Origin of the sequence: Chachezhania sediminis (genome assembly GCF_009765275.1) — a bacterium.
In the GTDB taxonomy this organism is placed as follows: Bacteria; Pseudomonadota; Alphaproteobacteria; order Rhodobacterales; family Rhodobacteraceae; genus Chachezhania; species Chachezhania sediminis.
Genome location: NZ_VOPH01000009.1, coordinates 44,486 through 69,182, shown reverse-complemented (window position 1 = coordinate 69,182; position 24,697 = coordinate 44,486). Strand labels below are relative to the sequence as shown.

Below are 24,697 nucleotides of genomic sequence, written 5' to 3'. Positions count from 1 at the left end.
TCAGAACCGTGTCGCGGCAAAGGGGGTCAGGTCGATCTCCGGCGCCTCGCCCGTGACCAGTTGCGCCACCAGCCGCCCGCTGCGGGCGGACCCGACAAGGCCCACGTGGCCATGGCCGAAGCAATGGACAACACCCTTGACGCCGCGGGCCTTGGCGATCACCGGCTTGCCATCGGGCGTACTGGGCCGGTGGCCCATCCAGACCTGTGCGTCGGTGACGTCCAGCCCGGGGAAGGCCCCGGCCAGATGGGTGCGCATGATCTCGGCCCGGCGCCAGTCGGGTTCGGCATCGACGCCCGCGATTTCAACCTGGCCCGCGCAGCGCACACCCGTGGCCAGCCGCGTGATCACCACCTTGCGATCGGCGATCATCACCGACGTCGTGGGCCCCGGCAGGTTCGACCCGCCCTCGACCGTCACGTGATAGCCGCGTTCGCTTTCCAGCGGCACCTTGTCGCCCGCAAGCCTGGCCAGATCCGCCGACCGCGCACCGCTGGCGATGACCGCGGCGGTGCATTCGATTTCGCCTTGGGTGGTCACGACGGCCGCCAGCTTGCCGCCTTCCGCCCGGAACCCGGTCGCGCGCGCCGCGATGTGGCGCGCGCCCAGCGTCACCGCATAGTCCAGCAGCGCCGCACAATAGGCACCGGGATCGCGGCACTGGCCAGCTTCCGGGGTGAAGACCGCGAAACCGTAATCCCGCGACAGGTCCGGCTGACGCCGGGCCAGCTCCTCCGCCTCGATCTCCTGGCACTCGATCCCAAGGTCGCGGCGGATCCGCCAGCCCATCGCGTCGGCCTCATAGGCGGCGCGGGTGCGATAGGCCTGCATCAGCCCGCTGTTCGCATCGATCAGGTCGGGCACACCGGCCCGCGCGGCCACGTCCGCGTGCAGGCGCGGAGCGTCGATCAGAAGGGTACGCAGCTCGGCCGCGGTCCGGCGCAGCTTCGCCTCGGTCGACCCGGCGGCAAGGTAACGCAGCAACCAGGGCAGGACCTTCGGCAGATAGGCCGGACGGACGGCCAGCGGGCCCAGCGGGTCGCGCAGCCATTTCGGCACCTGCTTCCAGACCCCGGGCGTCGCCGGCGGCGTCACCGAATGCGACGACAGCCACGCGGCATTGCCAAAGCTTGCGGCCTGCTGACCGCCGGCCGGACCGGGATCGACCACCACCACTTTCAGCCCGCGTTCGGCCAGTTGCACCGCCGATTGCACACCGATGATCCCCGCCCCGATGACGGTGACGTCTGCCTTCATTGGGCCTCTCCTGCCGTTACGTTCAGCACCGGGCGATGCATCCACTGTCCCCGTTCACCTGCACCATGTCGCCGTCCCTCAGATCGGTCCAGAACGCTGCTTCGGGGTCGACCACAATGGGCACCTCCGCCAGGATCGCGCCCTGGGTGACAGACGGGTCGGGCAGGTCCCGCAGGATCAGCGCGGCGGGATGGGTGCCATGGACCTTCAACTGATACAGGAACCGCCACGCGCCTGCCGATCCCCGGCTGGCGGGCAGCACCAGCACCCGGCCGGCGACGCAGGTGCCCAGCAGGTCGCTGGACCGGCCCACCACCTTGCCCGACCGGATGTCCAGATCGCCCAGGAAGGACAACGCCGTCTGCGAAACCAGCGCCTTCCCCTGTGCCCGCCCCTTCACCACGCCACGCGCCTGCCAGATGCCGTCAGCCATTGCGCCGCGCCCGCGGATGGAACCGGCCCGACACGGCGGTTTCCACCGCCAGTTCGCTGGTGGTGAACAGCGTCGGGCACTGGATCATGTCGCGCACGTAATGGGCCTGCTTGGCACTGTCGACGACAATAGTCCGCAGCTTGGGTGGCTGGACCCCCAGCGCAGGATCGGGCGAGCAACTGCACGCGAAATGACACGAGATCGGGCAGGTATCCGACACCACCTTGGCCCCCGCCTTCAGCATCGGCGCCAGCAGCCCCGCGTCCTGCGCCAACTGCTTTACCGCGCGGCTGGTGGTCACCCAAAGCTCCACCCCCGGCGCGACCTGACGGCCGTCCAAAAGCGCGGCGTAATGCTTCATCTCCTCGAAGGACGCATGGGGGCAGCCAAGGTGGACCAGATCGAACCCCGTCTCGACCCCGGTGCAGAAGGCATCGAAGACGCCCGCGATATCGGCCTCGGACACCTGGGCCCCGTCCAGACCCGGGACATCGAAGTCCTCTGCATATGGCGGCGTGACACCCGGCAAGATGAACATCGCCACCCCGCCCGAGGTCGCCATGCCCACGCCCATCGCGTCGAGCTCATCCAGCGAAGGCCGGGTGCGCAGCCCGCGGATCAGGGGAATACCGCTGCCGACGGCCGTCCCGATGACATAGCCCAGAGCGGTGAAGTCGGCCGTGCCAAGCGGGTCGGCCGTGACCGTCACCCGATGCGTGGGCTGGCGGTTGCGATCCAGATGCAGGCCGAAGCGCGGATAGCGGCCGGTCATCCCGGCATAGACGGCAAAGAACCCGTCCCGGTTCGACTTCGCGCCCAGGACGGAATTGGCGAACACCGTCACCCCGCTTTCGATCGAGGCGATGTGCATGTTCCAGGTCGGCCAGTGCCCCGCCCAATAGGGCGTGCAGGTGAAGGACGTGGCACTGCCCATCAGACGATGCGCGACCTCGGCCCGTTTCTGAAGCTGCCCCAGCGCATCCGGCGCGCCGGTCGACTGCCAGTTGCCCATGTCGGCATTGGCGATATTGGTCGACACCGGCACGGCCATCTTCGCCCCCTGCCCCGCCACAGCCTCGATCAGTTCGACGTCGCCCTTGTAAAGCGCCATGCCCGCATGGACATGGGCATAGCCGATATCGACCATGTCCGGGGCGTCATAGGCCTCGCCCAACTGCACCAGCGCGGCCATCGCGGCCCGCGCGGCGGCGCCTTCGGCACCGTCCAGCAGGGCAAGATCGCGGTCCGACAGGTGCATGGATCAGCTGCCGATCTTCAGTGTCGCCGTCTCGCGCCTGAGCGCCGCCAGGATCGACAGGGCCACCACCATGCTGGTGCGGTTGTTCTGGGGCGAGGGGTAGTTCTGCGAGGTCATTTCCAGCGACACGGAGCTGGCCTCGACCCGGATCGTGTGGCGCGCGCCCGGCAGGGTCCCGTCGGCCATGATCCGGACCTGCGTCCGGTCCAGCCCGATCCCCACCAGCCCCAGCGTCACGGCAACGTTGAAATGGCGAGGGAAATGGCCTGCCGCCTCGCGTGCCGACCCTTCGAAGACCGGCACGGGGCCTTTGGCGGCCGGGGCAAGATCGATCCCGTTGTCGTGGATATAGCTTTCGTGCGCGAAGGACGCCGGGTTGATATGCGAGGTCAGCGTGACCGACGCTATCTCGTCCTCGGCCGCGGCCCGGATGATATCCAGTCCCGGGAGCGTGCCGCCCGCGATCTGCAACGTCGCGCCAGTTTCCGCGGCGATGTCGATCAGGTCCAGGTTCACCGCCAGCGCGCCTACGCTGACCGCGAGGACATGGCCGCCGGCGCGCAAGGTGGGTTCGACCACGTCGCGAAATCCGTCATAGGTCGCGCATTCGACAAGGATGGCATCGTATAGCGGCGCATCGACCGCCGAAATGATCGGCACGTCCAGCCCGAATTTCGCGGCGTTCTGGGCCGCGCGCGCGGTGTCGCGGGCGGCGATGGCGACAATCTGCAACGTGTCCGCCTGACCCGAGGCCACCCGGGCCGCGATCTGCTGCCCCACGTTGCCGAAGCCGCCCAGTACGATCCGCGTCACGCCCGCCATACCCTGACCATCCCCATCATTGTCTTGACTACATAGTGTACTCTGCCATGTATACATAGAAAAATGCAAACAAGAAGCCCCGCGCTTCCTGAGGGACCTGCCATGAACGATCGCGCGCCCGTCACCCGCCGCCTTGCCGCCTTCATCGCGGGCTTCAAGCCGGCCACCCTGCCGGAACCGGTGATGGCCTATACCCGGTTGCTGGCAAAGGACGGCATCGGCGTCCTGTGCGCGGCGACGCATGGAAGCGTGACAGCCGCGCAGGGCATCGGCGATTTCGCGGAAGAGATCGCGGGCACAGGCCCCTGCACTTTGATCGGGCGGGGCCGCAAAGTCGACCCGGTCAGCGCCGCGCTGGCCAATGGCACGCTGGGCTATGCCGCCGATTTCGAACCGCACCACCCCGAGGCGATCCTGCACCCGATCGCGGTGATGATCCCCACCGCGCTGGCCCTGTCCGAGGCCCATAACCGCACCGGGGCCGAGGCCTTGGCCGCCGTGGCCCTGGGGTGCGAGATCACCTATCGCGTGTCGATGGCGATGAACCCCCGCGCGCTCTATGACCGCGGCTTTCATCCGTCCGCCATCGCCGGAAGTTTCGGCGCCGCCGCTGCCGCGTCCTTCCTGCTGGGCCTGGACGAGGAACAGACGGTGCGCGCGCTGGGGCTGGCGGGCTTGCAGACCTCGGGCCTTCTGGCCTGGCAGGACGACCCCAAGGAAGATGCGCGCCCCTTCCAGATGGGCCTGGCCGCACGCAATGGGGTGATGTCGGCAATGCTGGCGAAACGCGGCTTCGGCGCGCCCGACCGGATCTTCGACGGCGGCCACGTGGTGCTGGATGCCTATACCGGCGTCGCCAGCGCCACGCCGCTGACCGATGACCTGGGCCTTGCCTGGGACGGAGTTATGGAACTGGCGATCAAGCCCTATGCCTCCGTGTCCTTTCTTCACCCCGCGCTGGACGCGCTGGTGCGGCTGCTGGACGGCCATGCCCTGGCGCCGGACCAGATCGAAAAGATCGCCCTGCGTTTCGCCGATGCCGGCGCCCATTGCGTCGACGACAACCCGCTGAAGGGCCATTCGGCGCAGTACATCCTTCCCGTCCGGGCGGCGATGGGGAGGCTGTCGTTCCTCGACCTCTTCATCGACCGGCGCGAGACCGAGCCGGAGGTCGCCCGACTGGCCGCGTCGGCCGAGGTGATCCGCGACACGGGCGATTTCAACGATGCCTTCCCGGATTTCTACATGGGAGAGATCATCCTGACCCTGACCGATGGCCGGACCCTTTCGGCGACGTCGAAGGTGGCGCGGGGCTATCCGGAACAGCCCCTGTCCAAAGCCGAGCTGGCGCAGAAATTCGAGGAGGTGACAGCAACGGTCTGTTCGCCTGCACGCCGCGCCGCCCTGGCCCACGCCGCCGAAAGCCTGATCGACGCCCCCGATGTCCGCACGCTGACCGGATTGCTGGCCCAGGCCCCCGATGCCTGACGCCTGACCCGCCAGGAGCGTTGACGCTGAAGGGCCGCAATGAATACACTTTGGAATACATACAGAAAGCCCGAGGCTTAGGTTCATGAGCAAAGACAAGAAGCCCGCAGCAGCCGTCCCGCATGTATCCTCGTCCCACCGGGCCCATGCACAGCTGCGCGAACAGCTTCTGCGGTCCAAGTTCTTGCCCGGGCAGAAGATCAACGAGGTCGCGCTGGCCAGCGAGCTGGAGATCAGCCGCACCCCCCTGCGCGAGGCGCTGAACCGGCTGGTGGCCGAAGGCCTGCTGGTCGACCGGGGTCGCGGCTTTTCGGTGCCCGGACTGGAACCCGACCTGGTCTTCGACCTGTTCCAGGCCCGGGTGGAAATCGAATGCGCGACGGTCCGGCTGGCCTGCGAACGGGCCGAACCGGCGGAGCTGGAAGCGCTGTCGGCCTTCCTTGACGAAAGCATGGCGGAAAGCCCCGATGCCTCGGTCGACCGGCTGATCGAACTGGACATCCGCTTTCACGACACCATCGCGGAACTGTCGGGCAACAAGGTGCTGCGCCAGTTGCTGTCCAACCTGAACGACCGGATCCACCTGATCCGCTGGATCGCGATGGAAGGGCGGCGCAACGATACCCAAGGCCAGCACCGCGAGATCCTGGACCACATCCGGGCCGGCGATACCGCTGCTGCCACCGCCGTGATGCGCGAACACATCCTGCACCGCAAGGAAGACATACTGGCCGCGATCAAGGCCGCCTATGGGCATGTCTACACCCTCTCATCGGCCTAGGACCCGACGGTCCGGCGGTCGTATCACGGCAACCCTGAAGGATGTGATCTCATGACCCGGTACATCGTCATCGGCGCAGGCTCTGGCATAGGCGCGGCCCTGGCCCGCAAGCTGGCCGCGCCCGGCACCGACCTTCTGCTGCACACCGGCTCCAACGCCGACCGGCTGGCCCGCGTGGGCGCGGATTGCGAAGCTTCGGGCGCGACCGTCGCAACCTGCCTGGGCCTGACCGAGGACGCAGGCCTGGTCGAAAAGGTGGCGGCCTGGCTGGAAACGGTGCCGGACGGCGGCCTGACCGGCCTGGCCTTCGCGGCGGGCTATGCCAAACTCGGCACAGTCGAAAGCGTCGATCCCGAGGACCTCCGCACGGCACTGGATGCGATGCCGGTGGCGTTCCAGCGCCTGTGCACCGCCGTCGTGCCGAAACTGGCCGATGACCGCGGCCGGATCCTGTGCGTCAGCGCCTTCGGCGCACATCGGGCCAAGACCCATTCCTACGCCCCCACCGCCCCCGCGAAGGCCGCACTGGAAGCACAGGTCCGCGTCTTCGCCGCCAACCTTGCGCCGCGCGGCATCACCGTGAACGCCGTCATCCCCGGCTTCATCGCGAAAGAGGCCGGCACGCCGTCGTCCCTGACGGCAGACCAATGGGCCCAGGTTACCGCGACCATTCCCATGGCACGTCTTGGCCAGGCGGAAGAGGTCGCCGCCACCGCCGCCTTCCTGCTGTCGGACGCCGCCGGATATGTCACCGGGCAAAGCCTGCATGTGAATGGCGGCCTGACGCTCTGATCCGCGGCGGCACCGGGACAACCCCGCCGGGCCGGGCCGTCGTTCATTTCAAGCATTGCGGAATGTCGACCAATCTGTATACAAACTGAAATACAAATATGCCCGCTCGGGAATCCGAACAGTCGGACAAGGAGAAGCCCTCATGGAAAACACGCTCAACGGCGCCGAAGCCATGGTGCGGATGCTGGAGGCACAGGGTGTCGATCACATCTTCGGCCTGTGCGGTGACACGACCCTGCCGTTCTATGACGCGATGCACCTGCTGGATCACAAGATCAATCACGTGCTGACCCGGGACGAACGCAGCGCCGCCTACATGGCCGACGGCTATTCCCGCGTGACCGGCAGGCCCGGCGTCTGCGAAGGCCCGTCGGGTGGCGGAGCGACCTATATCCTGCCGGGGCTGATCGAGGCCTCCGAAAGCTCCTATGCGATCCTGGCGATCACCACCGACATCTCGGTTTCCACCTACGGCAAGTACCCTCTGACCGAGGTCGACCAGGAGGCGCTGATGCGTCCCCTGACCAAGTGGAACACGGTGATCAAGCAATCCGCCCATATCCCGCGCATGGTCCGCGCGGCCTTCCGCGCCATGACGACTGGGCGGTCGGGGTCAGCCCATCTGGGCCTGCCCTATGACATTCAGTACGACAGCGTCGATCCGTCCGACATCTGGGCGGATCCGAAGACTACCAGCTACCCGGCCTATGCGACCGGCCCCGACGCCGCGTCGGTCGAGACGGCAGTCGACGCGATCCTGTCGGCGAAGAATCCGCTGATCGTCTGCGGCGGCGGCATCGTCGTGTCGGGCGCCATGGCGGAATTGGACCGGATCGCTACCCGCCTCGATATCGCGGTCGCCACCTCGATTTCCGGACAGGGCTCGCTGGCCGATACCCACCCGAACGCGCTTGGCGTCGTGGGATCGAACGGCGGCACCGACCAGACCTGGGAAATGATGCAGGCCGCCGACTTGGTGGTCTTCATGGGCTGCCGTGCCGGGTCGACCACCACGGCGCGCTGGGAAGCGCCCAGCGTCGGTACCCGGATCGTCCATTTCGACGTCGACCCGATGGTGATCGGCGCGAACCTTCCGACCGAGGTCGGCGTCGTGGGCGACCTGCGCATGTCGCTGCAGATGGTCAACGCGGAACTCGACCGCCGCGAACAGGGCCTGTCGACCTTCGGCGGTGCCGCCGCCGTGGCCGACATCAAGCGCCGCAAGTTCGAGATCTTCGACCGCATCGCCGCCGAAGGGAATGTCCCGATCCGGCCCGAACGCGTGATTTCCGACCTGATGAAGGTGCTGCCGCCCGATGCGACCGTCGTATCGGACCCAGGCACCTCGTGCCCCTACTACTCGGCCTACTACCAGCAGAAGCTGGCCGGGCGGTACTTCATCACCAACCGGGCACACGGCGCGCTTGGATATTCGCTGGCGGCCTCGCTGGGAGCATGGCACGGCCGGCCCAGCAGCAAGACGGTGGCCCTGATGGGCGACGGATCCTTTGGCTTTACGGTGGGCGAACTGGAAACCGTCTGCCGTGCAAGGGCGCCGATCACCTTCATCGTGTTCTCGAATTCGAACTTCGGCTGGATCAAGGCCAGCCAGATGGCCGACAAGGGCTCGCGCTATTACAACGTCGATTTCAGCCGCGTGGACCAGGCCGCCGTCGCCGCAGCCTATGGCGTGAAATCCTGGCGGGTCGAGGATCCGGCCGACCTGGAACGCGTCCTGCGCGAGGCGGTGAACCATGACGGTCCGACCCTGGTCGACGTGATCACCCAGCCCCTGGAAGAGGCCAACGCCCCCGTCCGCCGCTGGATGGGCTGAGACCCCCGCCCAGAACTCCGGTCGGAGCCGTGGGGCCCCCCGCGATTGCCGTTCGCGCCGGCATTCTCCCCAATCGCGACGCGAGTGTGGTGTGTGGTCCCCACGCACCACACCTGCTCGCACTGGCCACGCCCCGCGCCAAACGCCCGCAGGGTGCGCGCTCTGTACCCGCCACCCGCCGCTTACACCGGCATCGACGTCAGGCACCGCACCAGTTCCAGCGAATTCCGCACCCCGAACCGCGCCATCAGCCGGTTCTTGTGGACATGGACGGTACGCGGAGAGATCTCCAGCCGCTGCGCGATCTCTTTCGCGGTCAGACCCTCGACCAGCAGCATGCCCACCTGACGCTCCCGCCGGGTCAACGCGGCCAGGGGGCGTTCGGCGGACAGGTCGGTGAACGTCCAGACCGCCCGCGCCAGCGGCCGCGCGGGATCCAGCGACTGACCGCGCACCCGGCACCAGAACAGTTCGTCCCCCTTGCGGCGCATGATCCGTTCGTCGGCATAAACCCCGTGCGCCCCCAGCTCCTTCGACCAATGCGCGCCGGTGTGGTCGTATTCGTCCGGCGATGGATAAAGCGTCCGCATCGACTGCCCTTCCAGCTCTGCCACAACGTACCGGAAGATCGTCGCGAAGCGCGCGTTGCACCGCAGGATCCTGCGGTCCTCGGTGTACAAAAGCCCCACCGGCGCATGGTCGAAAATGGCGCGATCGATATCGGTCCGGGTCATGCTGCGCCCATTTTCGGTTGAACCAGGCATTAGGTAACTTTGCGGACTACGACGCCCGCCCCGGCCCGCCTATGCTCTGGCGGAAAATAGGAGGACTTCATGGAACCATGTATCACCGGCTGGGGCCATACCAAATTCGGTGCCCTGAAGGACCAGGGCCTGGAAGATCTGATCATCGCCGCCGCGCGCGAGGCGCTGGACCACGCGGGCGTCGCAGCGAGGGATGTCGACGGCATCTGGCTTGGCCATTTCAACTCGGGCATGGTGCCCGACGGCTTTGCCTCCTCGCTGGTGCTGGGGCTGGACGACGACCTGCGCTTCACCCCTGCCACCCGATGCGAGAACGCCTGCGCCTCCGGCTCTGCCGCGATCTATTCCGCGCTGGAGGCGGTGCGCTCCGGCTCGGCGAAGATCGCCCTGGTGGTCGGCGTCGAGAAGATGACCGACCTCGACACCGCGGGCGTCACCAAGGCCCTGTCGGGCGCCTCCTACCAGAGAGAGGAATCCGGCGTCTCCTTCCCGCAGATCTTTGCGCGGATCGCCGGCCAGTACTTCCAGCGCTTCGGCGACCAGTCGGAAACGCTGGCCCGGATTGCGGTGAAGAACCACGGCAACGCGCTGTCGAACCCGCTGGCCCACATGCAGAAGGCCGTGACCTTCGACTTCTGCAATGCGGTGTCGGACAGGAACCCGATGATCGCGGCCCCCCTGCGAATGACCGACTGTTCGCTGATCACCGACGGGGCCGCGGCGCTGGTGATCGTGGCGCCGGAACTGGCGCAGGACTTCCCCCAGGCCGTGACCTTCCGGTCGGCAGTACAGGTGAACGACTTCCTGCCGATGTCGCGGCGCGACATGACCGAACTGACCGGCCCCAGGGTTGCCTTCGAACGCGCTTACGAGGCTGCGGGCGTGACCGTCGCCGATATCGGCTTTGCCGAGGTCCACGACTGTTTCACCATTGCCGAGTTGATGATCTACGAGGCCATGGGCCTGAAGCCCAAGGGCAAGGGCGCCGAGGCGGTGGCCGAGGGCACGGTGATGAAGGGCGGCGCACTGCCGGTCAACCTATCGGGCGGGCTGAAGGCCAAGGGACACCCCGTGGGCGCCACGGGCGTGTCGATGCATGTCATGGCGGCACGGCAGCTGACCGGCACCGCCGGAGACATGCAGGCCGACCGGACCGACCTGGGCCTTGTCTTCAACATGGGGGGATCCGGCGTGGCCAATTATTGTTCGATCCTCGAAACCGTCGGGACGTGACCCTGCGGAACGGCTGGCGCAGACGGCACGGGCACGGCCCGTGGCGTCCGTGCCGCATCCCCGCACGCAGGTCGTGACTCGGGACGGCGCGGCGGTCGGGACCCGCGCCCTGGAAGAAACCCGCACCGCCCCCATCCCCTGCTTCAGGACACCGGAGAGCCAAATCTTCGCAACGGGGCTGCCGAAGGACGATTGCGGCAAGGCTCTGAAACGGGCGCTTCGGGAAAGCTGTAGCGCCTTGAGCATGGGATGACCGGGTGCGGTGCGTGGCGACCACGCACCCTGCGGCAGCCTGGCCCGCGCGCCCCGCGTTCGCCGGTCCGTGCGTGTTCCGGCCAGCCCAGCCTCCGGCGGGAGTATTTGTGAAGAGAAGAAGCGGGGGACGCACGGCCCGGTTCGGTCCGCGTCGTCCCGTGTTTTCGGGGGAGCGACAAAGGCCATGGCCGTCTGTCGCCGCGCCGCCTCCGGGGTGCCCGCGTCCGGAAATCCGGCGCGACGGCGCGTCCCTGGAAAGGGCGTTTCCTGACCTGCATCCGTCCCGACCGCCCCCGGACATCGGGCATCGGCGCCAAGGGCCGCGGACCCCGGATCCGAGGTTGCACATAGGCCCCAAGTCTGGTCGTGATGCGCGAAAGGTTAGGAGGAGGAAGACCACCACATGACCGGAAAGATCGATCCGAACTGGATCCAGGGCGTGGGCGGGTCCACGCGATGGGAAACCCATTACGACGGCCGCACGATGCTGTGCTATACAGAGCGCCCGGCCTCGTTGACGGAAATGCTGGCCGACTGCGTCCGCCGCTTCCCCGACCGCCCCGCCATCGTCGAGGACGGCACGCTGACCTATCGCGACCTGGACCGCATCGTGACCGGGCTGGCCACTGGCCTTTCGCGGCTGGGCGTCGGCAAGGGATCGGCTGTCGCCGTTCTGATGACCAACCGGTGGCAGGTGCTGGCCACAGTCTTCGCCTGTGCCCGCCTTGGCGCCGTATCGCTGCCGCTGAGCGCGCGGCTGGCGCAGACGGAGGTGGAGTTCATGCTGTCCGACAGCGCCACCAGCGTGATCCTGTTCGAATCCCGTCTGGCTAACATCCTGCCGGACTGGGGCGCGGTCCCGTCCTTGAAGCACCGCGTTTGCGTCGACGGCACGCCGGACGGTGCCCTGCCCTTCGACGACATCGTCGTCGAAGGCGATCCGGTCCCATCGGTGCAGGTCGAGGAGGAGGACACCACCATCCTCCTTTACACCTCCGGCACCACCGGCAAGCCCAAGGGTGCCACGCTGACCCATCTGGGCATCGTGCATTCCGCCCTGACCTTCCCGCGCTGTTTCGGGCTGGACGAAAACGACCGCGCGATGGTTGCCGTGCCCCTGTCCCATGTGACCGGTCTGGTGGGCGTGGCCCTGTCGATCCTGGCGGTGGGCGGCTGCGCCGTGCTGATGCGGGAATCCTTCCAGCGCCATGCGTTCCTGGAACTGGCCAGCCGGGAACGGATCACCTTCTCGATCCTCGTCCCCACGATCTACAGCCTGATCGCGATGATGCCCGAACTGGACGACTGCGACCTGTCCAGCTGGCGGATCGGCGGTTTCGGCGGCGCACCGATGCCCGTGGCGACCATCGAACGGATCGCCGAGAAGCTGCCGAACCTCCTCCTGCTCAACGCCTATGGAGCGACCGAAACGACCTCGCCGACCACAGCGATGCCGCTGTCGGAATGGCGGGGCCACATGGACAGCGTCGGCAAGGTCGTGCCCTGCGGCCATGTCCGGGTGGTGGACGAGGACGGGCAAGAGGTTCCCCCGGGCGAGCCGGGAGAGCTGATGATCTCCGGTCCGATGGTGGTTCCGGGCTACCTGAACCGCCCCGACGCCAACGCGGCGGAATTCGTCGACGGCTACTGGCGGTCCGGCGATATCGGATCGATGAACGCCGACGGCTTCGTCCGCGTCTTCGACCGCCGGAAGGAGATGATCAACCGGGGCGGCTTCAAGGTCTTCAGCGCCGAGGTGGAAAACAAACTGAACCTGCACGACAGCGTGCTGGAATGCGCCGTGGTGGGTGTGCCCGACCCGGTCCTGGGTGAACGGGTCCACGCCTATGTCGTCGCCCGCGACGGCTATGCCATCGACGAGGAGGTGCTGCGCGCCTACTGCACGGCGCAGATGTCCGACTACAAGCGGCCCGAAACCTACACGATCATGGCTGACCCCCTGCCCCGCAACAACAACGGCAAGGTGCAGAAGCGCCAGCTGCGCGAAGCGCTGGTGAACTGACCACCCGCTCCGGGACGGGCAGCCCAAGCCCCCCGTCCCGGGTCCCCCACAACAGCCCCCTTCTACATCGCAGTTCCAGAAGGCAAGGAGGACACTCCCTCTTTAATGAATGGCGCTTGGATATCTAAACGGAACTGAATTTTAACTTTTGTTCCGTTACATGATGCCCTGATCATTATGCTGTCCCAATTGCCGACCAGACCGCCGGACAGGTCCCGGAAAGGCCCGGGGAATGCGCGGCCGGACACCGTTTCGGACCAACCGCACCGCAAGCCGGTACGGCGCCCACCTCTCCGGACAAGCCAGCCTCGGCGCGGCATGAACCTGCCCCTCACCGCATCCTTAGGGTGTTACTTCGCACGCACCGCTCACCCTCCTCCGACCCCGAGCACGCTCTCTGCACCGCCCCTGCCCCGGTGCGCCGGACGTAAAAAAGGGTCGTCCCCGCGGGGACGACCCTTCCTGTTCAAGCCCGACGGCCTTTCGGAGCCCGGCGTCACCAGACCCGGGGGTCAGGTATAGGCATCGGTCTCTTCGATCTTGATCTCGCGCAGCGAGGCCTCCCAGGCCATGTCGTACCAGCGCGGCGGCGTCGGTGCGGCCATGTCGAAGATGCCAGCGGTATAGGTGCAGACCTCTTCCGGCGGCAGGACCAGTTCGCAGCCGCCCGACAGCGCCGCGACCTGCGCCTGGCAGGCGCGTTCCAGCATGTAGATATGGTCCCAGGCCTCGGCCACGGTGCGCCCCCCGACCAGCAGACCGTGATTGCGCAGGATCATCGCCCGCTTGTCGCCCAGGTCGGCCACCAGGCGATCGCGCTCGTCCACGTCGACGGCGATGCCTTCATAGTCGTGATAAGTCATGTGACCATAGAACTTCAGCGCATGCTGCGAAATCGGCAGCAGCCCCTGCTTCTGGGACGCCACTGCGATACCCGCCGCCGTGTGGGTGTGAACCACGCAGATCAGATCCTCGCGCGCGGCATGGATGGCCGAATGGATGACGAAGCCGGCCTCGTTCACCTCGCGGCTGTCGCCATCGACCGGCTTGCCATCAAGGTCGATCTTGACCAGGTCGCTGGCCCGCATTTCCGAAAACATGCGGCCGTAATTGTTGATCAGGAAGTGATGCTCGGGCCCCGGAACCCGCACCGAGATGTGGGTATAGATCAGGTCGGTCATGCGGTAATGCGCCACAAGCCGGTAAAGCGCGGCAAGCTGGCAGCGCAGGTCCCACTCTGCCTCGCTGACGGCATCCTTCATGCTGAAATGCTGGTTCATCTGTCGTACCTCCTGGGAAGCTGGATCTCGCCGCGGCGCGACCGCGGTCCTGGGCGGCGCAAGCGCCGTATTGACGGCAGTCTACATCCGAACCGCGATTCCACAATGGATAGTTTAAGCCTAAAATGAACAGGGCATTTTGGCTTTTCCTGTCCGCTAGCCGCGGAATCAACCAGCGTCGACCGGCCTTGGCCGCCCGTCCTCGTCCAACGCCACGAAGGTAAACAGCGCTTCGGTCACCTTGTGGCTTTCGGATCCATACCGGCTGCGGCGCCAGGCCTCGACATGGATCTCCATCGAGGTGCGGCCGACCCGGGTGATCTCGGTATAGACCGAAACCTCGTCCCCCACCTTGACGGGGCGCAGGAAGGTCATCCGGTCGACCCCCACGGTAGAACAGCGCCCGGTCGCGCGCAGCGCCGCGGCAGTGCCCGCGGCCTTGTCCATTTCGGACATCAGCCAGCCGCCGAAGATATCGCCGGCAGCATTCGTGTCGGCCGGCATCGCCACGACCCGGATTGTGGGCGCATGGGTGGGCGGCTGGGTGTCGTCCTGCATGATGGCTCCTTTTGTCTGCGCCGATCCTGCGCCGTCCCGAAGGCCCGGGCAACCCCGGCCATGGTCCCTGTCCCTGCGGGGACAGTACGGCCGTGGGGGACCGCCCGGAAAATATTCGATCCTTTTCCACGGAACGGGAACCTTCCTGCGGGCACCGCGTTAACACTGCAGAACGCAAAACAAGACAGGGAAACACGTCATGCTGGAAGTTTCCGGACTGGGTGGGCTTATTCTTCTGGCCCTGGATATCTGGGCCATCGTCTCGATCATCGGGTCGGGTGCCTCGACCGGGCGAAAGGTCCTGTGGTGCCTGCTGGTGCTGATCCTTCCGCTGATCGGTTTCATCATCTGGCTGATCGCGGGTCCGCGCAGCGGCCGCGCCACGGTCTGAACCAAATCTCGCAGAACTCCTGCCTGCCGGTCGCGTCCCCCAGCGCGACCGGATCCCTGCGCTCCCGCGACGTCCGCGCGGGAGCGCACCAGCCCCGCCGGTCCCACCCCCGGCGGGGCTTTTTCGTGCCCGGATCAATCAGCCGTCAGAACGGGGACGCCTCAATCCGGAAGCCACCCTTCGACTCCCGCATAAACAAAAAAGGCCCTCCCGTTTCCGGGAGGGCCTTCAAAGCCTAAGCGCGTCGATGTCAGGCGTCTTCAAGCCACTTGTCGAGCTCCTTGCGGACCTCTTCCTTGGACTTGCCGTATTTCTGCTGGATCAGGCCTTCCAGCTGTTCACGGTCGCCCTTGACCTGCTGAAGTTCGTCATCGGTCAGCTTGCCATAGGCCGAACGCACCTTGCCCTGCCATTCGGTCCAGTTGCCTTCGATAATATCCCAGTTCATGAGGATCCTCCTTTGGATGCTTCCTTGCAAAGACAACGCCGAAGAGGCCCAAGCGTTCCACGATGAATCCAGAAACCTGTCCCCGCGGGGACAGGTCCACGCAGACCGCCTAGCGGTCCAGCGCCTCGAAAAAGGCCGCGATCGCCGCTTCCAGCCGATGCCGCTCCACGACCGAGAAGTCGCGTTCCATCGCCAGTTCGACACGGCCGTTCCGCGCAGCACAGCGAACCGTCCCCGCGGGGACAGTGCAACGCAGCGTGGTCTTGGCCTTGGCGTCTTCGGTCCGCGCAGGCCGTTCGGCCCGGGCAGCGCGGTCGGACGCCGACAGCCAGTTCCGCAGGGCAGAGAGTTCTGCCCCGGGTTCCGACACGACGACAGCCTCCAGGCTTTCGCGCAGGTCCGCGGCCAGTTCCGGCCTTTCCGCCAGGCGCTTCTGCAGGTCGAGCCCCAGCGCCCGGGGGATCGCCTCGGGGAAATCCAGCGCGTCGCCGACCGTGTCCAGCAGGTCCGCGAAATGGCGGATATAGGCACGCTTCTGACGCCCCGCCGACGCATAGAGAACCGCCACGGACTCTTCGACCGTCCCGGCCTCCGTCATCGGGTCGCTTGCATAGGCGCGGGCCAGTTCCGCCATCTCGGCAAAGGAGATGTCGCGGCGCACAAGGTTCTCGTCCACCATCCGGCGATAGAGTGCTTCCAGCGCCTCGCCACTGGCGATCAGGCCCGCCGGGATCGCGGCATAGCGCTCGTCGCCGGTTTCCGCGAACAGTTCCTGATAGGCCGACAGCCGCCGGAACCCCTGGACCAGTTCATAGGCGCCCTCGCCCACATGCTCCACCCGGATCGGGTTCGACAGACCGATGGCCCGGATCGACTCCTTCAACTCGTCCAGTTCCGGATCGCGCGCCTGACTGCGGTCCCGGGCCAGCTTTTCCGTACGGATGGCCCCCAGCGGCACCAGGTCGACGATAAGCCCGGCCTTCTTCAGCCGGACATGTTCATGCGCCAGCCTGTCGTTTTCCGCCCGGATCGCCGCTTCTGCCGCCTGGCGGGACCGCAGCGCCTCGGCGTTCTCGGAGATCGCGGTGGCCATGGGGCCGCGGCGCCCGGCCGGTTCCGGGGCCACCGGAGCTTCCTCGACGGGCGGCGTTTCGGCGGCCGGTTCCTCGCCGGGGAAGTTGATGTCGAAGATACGTCGCTTGCTCATCATACGTCCTCCATCCGCTTCCATGCTTCCAGCGCGTAGCCCTTGAACTCGGCATAGGCCGTATCGAAGGACGCCCGTGCCCTGCGCCATGTCTCGCGTGTCATCTCGCGATAGTCGATCTCGTAGACCGAGCTGAGAAAGCGGCCGGACTGTTCGACCGCCCGCGTCATCTCGATCGGGTTCCGGGTCAGCTTGTCCCCGAACACCTTTTCGAAGGCCGCGCGCATCGCCCGGTGCAGATCGTTACCGGCCTCGTAGCGGGTCAGCAGGAACCGCACGTCCTGGAACGCCTTGGGCAGTGCGAATGTCCCCGCGGGGACGGAGCCTTCGAAGGCCGACAGATCCTCCAACGCCTCGGCAAGCTGACCGATGAAGGAGGTAGTGGAGTCGTATTCCCAGTAGGCCGGGCCGGAGGGAATATAAAGAAGGTCGGCTGCGAAGACCGCGTTCATCGACTGGTAGCCGATGGCCGGTGGGCAGTCGAAGATCATCAGGTCGTAATCCTCGGCCGGCAGCTGGTCGAGGTAACGGGACACGGCGGCGAAGAAGGACCATTCCGGGTTCAGGTGCCGGTATTGGGCGGACGCGAATTCGACGAAGGCCGCGTTGGCGCAGGACGGGATCAGGTCGATCGTGGGCCAGGACGTCGGCTTGATAAAGTCGCCGGGACGCAGATCCTGCAGGCCCATGCCGGTGATCTGGTCGGGCAGGCGGCGGCGGGGCAGGGCGGTACCGCTTTCCGCACCTGACACGGCCGAATTCATCCGCTCTGTCTCGCGTACCAGATCGCGGGCCATGATGCCCCAGACGGTATAGTCTTCGGACACGTCCGACAGCCCCATCGAATGGCTGAGCGTCGCCTGCGGATCGAAGTCGACGCACAGCACGCGGTAGCCATCCAGCGCGGCGGCATGGGCAAAGTGCAGCGCAACGGTCGATTTGCCGGCGCCGCCCTTGAAGTTCGCGATGGCTGCCCGCAGCGCGCGCTTGCCCGCCGGACGTTCCGGCATCAGCGACCTGCGGTTCACCTTCAGCCGCCGCCGCAGTTCGTTGATTTCCTCCAGCGAGTACCAGCGCTGGCGGCCGTCCTCTTCCACCATGCCCTGGGGCAGGGTCGGGTCGGCGGCCAGCCGGCCGCGCATGGTCGACTGGTTGACGCGAAAGATCAGCTCGGCCACCTCCCAGCTGGAAAAGCGGCGCAGGGTCTTTTCCAGTTCCGGCGAATAGGTCTGCTGTCGGATCCAGCCCTGCAGCTTCAGCGACTGCGCCTGAAGCTTTGCCAGGTCTTCGTGAGTGTACATCCTGCCTCCTGTCCCCTTCGGGACGCTCATTCTGCTCGCGTCCGTATTTACGCTGAATTTGCAAAACGCACAAAACGAATTATTCTGATTTCACCGGAAAAGCGTCCGGAACGGCTTTAGCCACTAGGGGCGCGGAAAATCATGGCTTTCCGGCCCCGGATGATTCGCTGGACGGACCGGATCGGGCCCTGGAACCGCCCCCCGCGCTCCACATCATGGCGGAATATTGGGGGACACTTTGCCCGCGTCCGCCAGATATTGGGGGACAAAAGGCCAAATCCAGGTGACATCCTTGATGTCCCCCAATACCAATGAACCTGATTTTTCGTCTTTGGATTGGATCGAGATCAGGCCCTCGACCACAGGTCTCTTGACAGAATCGAAAAATCGGACGCAAATCACCCCAAGTTCGGAAAGAGCGTTGAGATCAGGCCGGAACAACGGGCCGACCCGTTCCAGAGGCGGAAACCGCCGGGGAACACCCAGAGGCACGAGCGGGCATCGTCCCGACACAAGACAGCGACGGTTCCGTATATCACGGGATCTTGGCAGCGAGGGCGCGATGCGCGCAGTGAAACCCACGGGCAGCCGGGCCGCTGCCCTGAAATACGATCTGCTGACGGCCGTCGGCGCCTATGGGCTGGCGGGGGGCAAGATGGGCCACGTGCGGGCGCTGCGATTCCTGACTTTGCTGACCGCCCGCTACAACTGGGCCCGCGACGAACTGGCCATTGGCCAGCGAGAGATCGCGCGGCTGTGGAATGTCGACGAACGCACCGTGAAACGGGAAATGGCGGCCTTCCGCACCCTGGGCTGGCTGGTTCTGCGTCGGCAGGGTGCGCGAGGACGGGTCAGCGAATACGGGTTGGACCTTGACCGGATCCTGAAGGATACGCAGGCACACTGGCCTTCGGTCGGGCCGGATTTCGATCTGCGGATGGCCGAAACCCATGATGCCCCCACGGACAAGGTGGTGCCGCTGCAACCCCGCGGGCCGACGCAGGCGATCCCGATCCGGGACGACGGGACGGAATGGTCCCTGGCGCAGGCGGTATTGCAGGGGGCGGATGCGGCGTTGTTTTCGGCCTGGTTCCAGGCACTGGCCCGCACCGGGCGGGAAGGGGGGCGTCTGGTCCTGTCCGCGCCCAGCCGGTTTCATGCCAGCTATGTCATGACCCATTATCAGGCCCTGCTGGAAAGCGCCTGTCGGGACATCGACCCCACGGTGGCCGAGGTTGCCGTCCGCGCCTGATGGCCGAAACGGTTCTTCCCCTACGTTAATGATCGTCCCCGGAGCGGCAAGGGAACCGGCCCGGTTCCGAGGCGTTTTGACTTCGGGTGGGGAAACCTGCCTGGCGGAGCGCAGGGCCGTCTAGCACCTGTCCCAGGTCCTGCGCTTCGTCCTCCCCGGTCTATTGCCACCAACTGTCTGGTTCAGGCCGAGGTTGAAAAAGCTGGGAACAAAACCGCCGCAGCACCGTTCACTTTCCGAAGCCCCGGGGGACAGCAGCCGGGACAGATTAAGAACTGAAACTGAAGCAAAATCAAAGAAAAGGAGACTGCCATGTTGGGTTGGGCCCTTACCTTCCTGATCGTTGCCCTTGTTGCCGCCGTGTTCGGCTTTGGGGGCGTTGCAAGCGCCTCGGCCGGGATTGCACAGATCCTGTTCGTGCTCTTCCTGATCCTGTTCGTTGTCACTCTTGTAATGCGTGCCGTGCGCGGCCGCGGCATCTGACACCGAACCTGACGACATTGCCCGGGGGTGCCGGTCGCGCGGCATCCCCGACCCTTGCGTGGGCCCCTCCGGGCCCCGCCGATGAACCGAAAGGAGTCCGTTATGACCGATGCTCTCAAAGTTGTGCCGTCCACCGTCGAGGTTGCCTCCGGTGTGAAGAAGGCAGCCCCGATTGCCGCAGCGCTGAGCGACGTCCTCTCCGACACCTATGCGCTGACGCTGAAGACGCATATCTGCCACTGGAACGTTGAAGGTCCGCTGTTCTACGCGGTCCATAACCTGACGGAAGAGCAGTACGAGGACATGTTCGCCGCCGCCGACGTGCTGGCCGAACGGATCCGCGCACTGGGTCACCTGACGCCGATGAAGATCGCGGGCGTGCTGGGCGAAAACGTCGTCCAGGAACTGGGCGACAGCCCCAGCGCCGGCGACATGTGCGAGGCGCTGGCCCACGATCACGTGCGCGTGGCCCACCGCCTGCACGCGCTGATCGAGATTGCCGAAGGGCAGCGGGACGCGGTGACGGCCGATCTGGCCACCGCGCGCGCGGCCTTCCACGAAAAAGCGGCCTGGATGCTGCGTTCGCTCGCCGCCTCGTAGGGCGCACGAAGATCCACGCTTGACCCTCGTCCGGGCGTGGCCCGGGCGGGGGTTTTTGTTTGCGCACCGGGCGGGGCAGGGGGCGCAGTGCCCGGGCCCATGCGTGGACCGGCCCATACTTGGGGTAGCCGCCGGCCTGACCATCATCACGTAGCGATCGACACCGGGAAAGTATGCGCTGCCGGTCGCGGAAACCGGTCGACGCATTCCGGGCTTTGGCCGTGGTCGGCGGTAACTGTCTGACCTCTCGGTGTGGGGACCTTGACCTTGCGCGGGCAGGGGCCTTGCCGGGGAAGGTGCGTGGTTCCCACGCACCCTACAGAGGGCAGCTACGGGACCGGGCGAGAACCCGATCAGGGGCCGCGCGGGCCAGGCCCAAAGAACATGTCGCAGGGTGCGTGGGACCCACGCACCGCTGGCTTGAACCCCGATCATTCGGGACCGCCGGATCAACGCAAAAGGCCCGCGTCCCTTGGGGGAACGCGGGCCTGTGCACATAGATCGGCCAGGGCCGGGGAGATCAGCCTTTCAGCGTCTCGGTCGAGGCGAAGAACATGGCCTGGCTGACAGCAGAGATCACCTGGTCCGGTTCATAGGGCTTGGCGATCAGGAAGGCCGGTTCCGGACGTTCGCCCGTCAGCAGCCGTTCCGGGAAGGCGGTGATGAAGATCACCGGCACATCCGGCATTTCGGTCATCAGGTCGTTCACCGCGTCGATGCCGCTGGAATTGTCCGCCAGCTGGATGTCGGCCAGGATCAGGTCCGGCTGCTCGCGCTTGCCCAGGGCCACGGCCGCGGCGCGGGTACGGGCGATGCCTGTCACCGAATGGCCCATCATCTGGCAGATGCCTTCCAGGTCCATGGCGATGATCGCCTCGTCCTCGATGATCATGATCCGGCCCTGCACGCCGGCCTGCATCTCGTCCCGGGCGGCGCGGACCAGCGTCTCTGCCTCGGCCGGGGTCACGTCCATGACCTGCGCCACCTCGCGCACCGTGAACCCTTCGACGGTGTTCAGCATCAGCGCCTCGCGGCTGCCCGGGGTCAGGGCCGACAGCCGTTCGATGGCCTTCGACCGGGCACCTGGCATGGTGTCGGGTTCGACTTCGGGCATCGGCGAACCGCTGCCCGACCAGATCGAGTGGAACACCGCGAACAGCGCCGCCTTTCCGCCCAGCCGTGCCGTGTCGAAGCATGACGGTTCGGCCAGGATCGCCTCCAGCGTCGCGGCGGCATAGGCATCGCCGCCCGGCTGCGACCCCGTCAGGGCCCGCGCATGGCGGCGCAGATATGGCAGGTGCGGGGCAATGAGGTCCGAGAGGGTGAGCGTCGCGCCCGTGGTAGAGTTGGTAGGGGTCGTCAAAATTTTTTCTCCCGAAACGTCGTCTCTCGGGGAACAAACGCTGGTATGGGGCGTTTGTTCCGTGAAAGAGCCAAGTTTTTTGTTGGACCGCTGGAACTCTGAAAGGGAAGTTGGGCCGAAGGGACACCATGCCACACCACAAGGAAAGAAGAACCGCAGCCGTGCAGATCGACGAAAGTCTGCGCAGGGTGTTCGAAGAAGATATCGAGGAGGCGCTGCCCCCACGGTTGATGGATCTGCTCGACCAGCTGAACAAGATCGAGGCGCCGCAACCGTCACCGGGTGCATCGCGGCTGGCGGGCGGCAACGGGGAGAGCGCGCAATGACGGCTGCCGCTTCGGCCGAACAGCCCCCGTCAGGCAAGCCCTCGCCGTCCGACACTGCCGGCGCCCGCGCCCGCGGCAAGGACGAGCTGGTCTCGCACATGAAAGTGCTGCGCGCCTTCGCGCTCAGTCTCACGCGGAACTCGGCGCAGGCCGACGACCTGGTGCAGGACACCGTTCTGAAGGCCTGGTCCGCGCTGGACCGGTTCGAGGAAGGCACGAACATGCGGGCATGGCTCTTCACGATCCTGCGCAACACCTATTATTCCGACCGTCGCAAGGCCGGCCGCATGGTCGAGGATGCCGATGGTGTCATGGTTGGCAAGCTGTCGGAAAAGCCGGCGCATGACGGTCGGCTTCAGATGGCGGACCTGCGTGTGGCGCTGGCCGAACTTCCCGCCGAACAGCGCGAGGTCCTGACGCTGGTCGGGGTGCTTCAGTATTCCTATGAGGAAGCGGCAGAAGTCTGCGGCGTGAAGGTCGGCACGATCAAGAGCCGTCTGGCCCGGGGCCGCACGGCACTGGCTGAACGGATGGGCCTGGAACCCGACGAGACGCTGGAGATGACCGACGCGGCGACCCGCGCGGTGGTGGCCGGCAACGGGAGCGCACTGGGTTGACGCCGGACGATAACGGCCCGGACTGGGTCGAGGCCGGCGGCGCGCCTTCCGAGCCGCCGGGCCAGCCATGGCGCAGAAGCCTGTCCTACCGGCTGGCAGTCCTTCTGACGCTTGCCCTGCTGCCCATGGGCCTGATCGCCGTGGCGCAGACGCTTCGTTTGCAGAACGAACTGGACGAGATAGCGCGGCGCGACCGGCTGGTCCGCCTGACCGACTTTGCCGAGGCCGAGCGGGATGAACTCGATTCCGCGCGCGCCGCCTCGGGCACGTTGGCGGCCGTGCTCCCCGAGGTACTGCACGAACCCAACGCCTGTGCCGCGCTGATGCGTCGCTTCATCAACGGGTCCGGCAGTCATTTCGTCTATGCCGGTTTCACGCCGCTGACCAACCGGCGCCTCAGTGCCCAGCCTGCGACCGGCGACGGCATCGCCACCGGCCAGGACGGCCCCCTGGCGCAAGCGGAAGAAGAGCCGTTCTTCTGCGCCTCGGACGAGCGCAACCCGCCGACGGTGGGCACCGGCCGCGGCATGCTGACGATCCGCCGCCTGTCCTCGGACGACGATGCCAAGCGTGCGGCCGACACGGTGGTGTCCGCCCCGGTCTGGTCCCTGACCGACGAAGGTGCGCCCACCGGTCTGGCCGGCACCGTCACGGTGATCGTGTCCCAGGTGACCGAGCTGACGGCCCCCGAGGTCACGCCCGGCGACGGGGCAGGGGGGGCGCTGATGCTGTTTTCCGTGAACACGCAAGGACGGATCCTGACGCCGCCCAAACCGGGATCGGTAACGCCGGACATGGGCATACCGCCGGAAGACGTGCGGATGGCCCTGATCGAACAGTTCCACCCGAACCAGCCCGATGTCGGACTTGATTCGCGGTCCGTTCAGGTGATGGAATACGGCAATGTCGCCATGGCGGCCCTTCCGATCCTCTCGGGGGCAGCCTATGCCGTGGCCGTCTGGCAGCTGGACGCGCCGGCGATCTGGCAGGCGGCGTCGTTGTCGGCGACCCTGTTCCCGCTTCTGATGTGGCTTCTGTCCCTGGGGCTGATGTACTGGGCCGTCCACCGCCAGATCGTGCGTCCCGTGTCGATCCTGGGCGCGCAGATGCGCCGGTTCGGACGGATCCGGGAACTGCCTGCGGCCGCGCCCGAAGGGTCGCTGCCGCACGAGCTGGAAGAGATCGAGAACGAGTTCCAGGCGCTGGCCGACACCCTGATACGGGACGAGGCCGGTCTGATGGACGCGCTGCACGACAAGGACGTGCTGCTGAAGGAAGTGCACCACAGGGTGAAGAACAATCTTCAGCTGATTTCGTCCATCATCAACATGCAGACGCGGCGGACCCACGATCCCAAGGTTGCCGTCGCACTGGCCAGCATCAACCGCCGGGTCGCGGGGATGTCGACGGTGCACCAGCGGCTGTACCAGGCGGCGGAACTGGGCCGGGTGCGTGCCGACGACATGTTGCGCGACGTGATTGGGCCGCTGGTCAGTCTGGCCCCCGGCGGCCGTGCGGCGCAACCGGATGTCGAGATGGATCTGGCGCCCGTCATCCTCTATCCCGACCAGGCTCTGCCGGTGGCGCTCCTGGCGGTCGAGGCGGTGACCAACGCGCTGAAATATTTCGGCGCGGACAGCTCCGGTCGGCGCTGGCTGAAGGTGGAACTGATCGAGACGACGACAGAGGCCGGCGAAATGCTGAAGCTGTCGATCACCAACTCGATGCGCCCCGACGGGATCAGCGAAGTGGACGAGGAGACCCAGGCCATGTCCACCGGGCTCGGCTCGCAGCTGATCACCGCCTTCGCGCGGCAGCTGGAAAGCGACGCCCAGGTGACCGAGGGCGCGGGTTTCTATTCCGTATCGGCGGAATTCCCCCTGCAACCCTTCGATCCGGGGGCCTGAGGACAAAAGTCCGGCCTCTGGCCG

General features: G+C 66.3%; 24 protein-coding genes. 13 read left to right on the top strand and 11 right to left on the bottom strand.

Going from position 1 to position 24,697, the window contains the following annotated elements; genetic code table 11:
• From FQK05_RS20680 to FQK05_RS20665, 4 genes are read right to left on the bottom strand one after another with little or no spacing between them, the layout of a single operon-like run.
• Positions 1 to 1,257: an NAD(P)/FAD-dependent oxidoreductase gene (locus tag FQK05_RS20680; protein ID WP_158970462.1), complete on the bottom strand. Its 1,257-nt coding sequence runs from the start codon at positions 1,255 to 1,257 to the stop codon at positions 1 to 3.
• Positions 1,258 to 1,279: 22 nt separating this feature from the next.
• Positions 1,280 to 1,690 (bottom strand): aconitase X swivel domain-containing protein, encoded by a 411-nt coding sequence (locus FQK05_RS20675; RefSeq protein ID WP_158970460.1) that lies wholly within the window; start codon positions 1,688 to 1,690, stop codon positions 1,280 to 1,282.
• The gene (locus FQK05_RS20670; RefSeq protein WP_158970458.1) at positions 1,683 to 2,948 is read right to left on the bottom strand and encodes an aconitase X catalytic domain-containing protein; all 1,266 of its coding nucleotides are present in this window, start codon (positions 2,946 to 2,948) and stop codon (positions 1,683 to 1,685) included. Before FQK05_RS20670 ends, FQK05_RS20675 begins: the two co-directional genes overlap by 8 nt.
• Before the next feature lie 3 nt (positions 2,949 to 2,951).
• Entirely contained in the window at positions 2,952 to 3,770 is an 819-nt protein-coding gene (locus FQK05_RS20665) for an aspartate dehydrogenase domain-containing protein (protein ID WP_158970456.1), read from the bottom strand.
• A gap of 102 nt (positions 3,771 to 3,872) precedes the next feature.
• On the opposite strand from FQK05_RS20665, the gene FQK05_RS20660 reads away from it, so the two are divergent.
• From FQK05_RS20660 to FQK05_RS20645, 4 genes are all read left to right on the top strand, one after another.
• Positions 3,873 to 5,258, top strand: a complete 1,386-nt coding sequence (locus tag FQK05_RS20660) for an MmgE/PrpD family protein (protein WP_158970454.1) — start codon at positions 3,873 to 3,875, stop codon at positions 5,256 to 5,258.
• A gap of 85 nt (positions 5,259 to 5,343) precedes the next feature.
• Positions 5,344 to 6,039: a GntR family transcriptional regulator gene (locus tag FQK05_RS20655; protein WP_158970452.1), complete on the top strand. Its 696-nt coding sequence runs from the start codon at positions 5,344 to 5,346 to the stop codon at positions 6,037 to 6,039.
• A 51-nt stretch (positions 6,040 to 6,090) separates the two neighbouring features.
• Complete coding sequence (locus FQK05_RS20650) at positions 6,091 to 6,831, top strand: SDR family NAD(P)-dependent oxidoreductase (RefSeq protein WP_158970450.1); 741 nt, start codon at positions 6,091 to 6,093, stop codon at positions 6,829 to 6,831.
• Between the two features lie 142 nt (positions 6,832 to 6,973).
• Positions 6,974 to 8,665, top strand: coding sequence for a thiamine pyrophosphate-binding protein (locus FQK05_RS20645; protein WP_158970448.1), 1,692 nt, complete (start codon positions 6,974 to 6,976; stop codon positions 8,663 to 8,665).
• A gap of 182 nt (positions 8,666 to 8,847) precedes the next feature.
• Here FQK05_RS20645 and FQK05_RS20640 read toward each other — a convergent pair whose 3' ends face one another.
• A complete protein-coding gene (locus FQK05_RS20640) occupies positions 8,848 to 9,399 on the bottom strand; it encodes a PAS and helix-turn-helix domain-containing protein (RefSeq protein WP_158970446.1) in 552 nt (183 codons plus the stop codon).
• Between the two features lie 99 nt (positions 9,400 to 9,498).
• On the opposite strand from FQK05_RS20640, the gene FQK05_RS20635 reads away from it, so the two are divergent.
• Together FQK05_RS20635 and FQK05_RS20630 are read left to right on the top strand one after the other, a co-directional pair.
• A complete protein-coding gene (locus tag FQK05_RS20635; RefSeq protein ID WP_158970444.1) occupies positions 9,499 to 10,662 on the top strand; it encodes an acetyl-CoA acetyltransferase in 1,164 nt (387 codons plus the stop codon).
• A 658-nt stretch (positions 10,663 to 11,320) separates the two neighbouring features.
• Entirely contained in the window at positions 11,321 to 12,940 is a 1,620-nt protein-coding gene (locus FQK05_RS20630) for a class I adenylate-forming enzyme family protein (protein WP_158970442.1), read from the top strand.
• 512 nt (positions 12,941 to 13,452) lie between these two features.
• Here the strand turns inward: FQK05_RS20630 and FQK05_RS20625 are convergent.
• Positions 13,453 to 14,220, bottom strand: coding sequence for a class II aldolase/adducin family protein (locus FQK05_RS20625; protein ID WP_158970440.1), 768 nt, complete (start codon positions 14,218 to 14,220; stop codon positions 13,453 to 13,455).
• Between the two features lie 168 nt (positions 14,221 to 14,388).
• Positions 14,389 to 14,778, bottom strand: coding sequence for an acyl-CoA thioesterase (locus FQK05_RS20620; protein WP_158970438.1), 390 nt, complete (start codon positions 14,776 to 14,778; stop codon positions 14,389 to 14,391).
• A 199-nt stretch (positions 14,779 to 14,977) separates the two neighbouring features.
• Between FQK05_RS20620 and FQK05_RS20615 the strand changes: the two genes are divergently transcribed.
• The gene (locus FQK05_RS20615) at positions 14,978 to 15,169 is read left to right on the top strand and encodes a PLD nuclease N-terminal domain-containing protein (protein WP_158970436.1); all 192 of its coding nucleotides are present in this window, start codon (positions 14,978 to 14,980) and stop codon (positions 15,167 to 15,169) included.
• 250 nt (positions 15,170 to 15,419) lie between these two features.
• On the opposite strand, the gene FQK05_RS20610 is transcribed toward FQK05_RS20615, so the two are convergent.
• The 3 genes from FQK05_RS20610 to FQK05_RS20600 form a co-directional block, all read right to left on the bottom strand.
• Positions 15,420 to 15,617, bottom strand: coding sequence for a CsbD family protein (locus FQK05_RS20610; protein ID WP_158970434.1), 198 nt, complete (start codon positions 15,615 to 15,617; stop codon positions 15,420 to 15,422).
• A gap of 109 nt (positions 15,618 to 15,726) precedes the next feature.
• Positions 15,727 to 16,824 (bottom strand): ParB/RepB/Spo0J family partition protein, encoded by a 1,098-nt coding sequence (locus tag FQK05_RS20605; RefSeq protein WP_158970432.1) that lies wholly within the window; start codon positions 16,822 to 16,824, stop codon positions 15,727 to 15,729.
• Positions 16,824 to 18,125, bottom strand: a complete 1,302-nt coding sequence (locus FQK05_RS20600) for an AAA family ATPase (protein WP_158970430.1) — start codon at positions 18,123 to 18,125, stop codon at positions 16,824 to 16,826. Before FQK05_RS20600 ends, FQK05_RS20605 begins: the two co-directional genes overlap by 1 nt.
• Before the next feature lie 562 nt (positions 18,126 to 18,687).
• Here FQK05_RS20600 and FQK05_RS20595 point away from each other — a divergent pair.
• The 3 genes from FQK05_RS20595 (at position 18,688) to FQK05_RS20585 (ending at position 20,460) form a co-directional block, all read left to right on the top strand.
• Entirely contained in the window at positions 18,688 to 19,377 is a 690-nt protein-coding gene (locus FQK05_RS20595) for a DnaA N-terminal domain-containing protein (protein WP_158970428.1), read from the top strand.
• Positions 19,378 to 19,689: 312 nt separating this feature from the next.
• Positions 19,690 to 19,860, top strand: a complete 171-nt coding sequence (locus FQK05_RS20590) for a DUF1328 domain-containing protein (protein ID WP_158970426.1) — start codon at positions 19,690 to 19,692, stop codon at positions 19,858 to 19,860.
• Between the two features lie 102 nt (positions 19,861 to 19,962).
• On the top strand, positions 19,963 to 20,460 hold the full coding sequence (locus FQK05_RS20585) for a Dps family protein (RefSeq protein WP_158970424.1): 498 nt from the start codon (positions 19,963 to 19,965) through the stop codon (positions 20,458 to 20,460).
• Positions 20,461 to 20,980: 520 nt separating this feature from the next.
• Here the strand turns inward: FQK05_RS20585 and FQK05_RS20580 are convergent.
• Positions 20,981 to 21,823, bottom strand: a complete 843-nt coding sequence (locus FQK05_RS20580; RefSeq protein WP_158970422.1) for a response regulator — start codon at positions 21,821 to 21,823, stop codon at positions 20,981 to 20,983.
• A 161-nt stretch (positions 21,824 to 21,984) separates the two neighbouring features.
• Here FQK05_RS20580 and FQK05_RS20575 point away from each other — a divergent pair, with 161 nt between their 5' ends.
• The 3 genes from FQK05_RS20575 to FQK05_RS20565 are packed head-to-tail and all read left to right on the top strand — an operon-like array spanning position 21,985 to position 24,673.
• On the top strand, positions 21,985 to 22,149 hold the full coding sequence (locus FQK05_RS20575; RefSeq protein ID WP_233270607.1) for a NepR family anti-sigma factor: 165 nt from the start codon (positions 21,985 to 21,987) through the stop codon (positions 22,147 to 22,149).
• Positions 22,146 to 22,766 carry an RNA polymerase sigma factor gene (locus tag FQK05_RS20570; protein ID WP_158970418.1) on the top strand — a complete coding sequence of 207 codons (621 nt, stop codon included), beginning with the start codon at positions 22,146 to 22,148 and terminating at the stop codon, positions 22,764 to 22,766. Before FQK05_RS20575 ends, FQK05_RS20570 begins: the two co-directional genes overlap by 4 nt.
• Positions 22,763 to 24,673 (top strand): sensor histidine kinase, encoded by a 1,911-nt coding sequence (locus FQK05_RS20565; protein ID WP_158970416.1) that lies wholly within the window; start codon positions 22,763 to 22,765, stop codon positions 24,671 to 24,673. The genes FQK05_RS20570 and FQK05_RS20565 overlap by 4 nt, the downstream gene beginning before the upstream one ends.
• Positions 24,674 to 24,697: the final 24 nt, after the last annotated feature.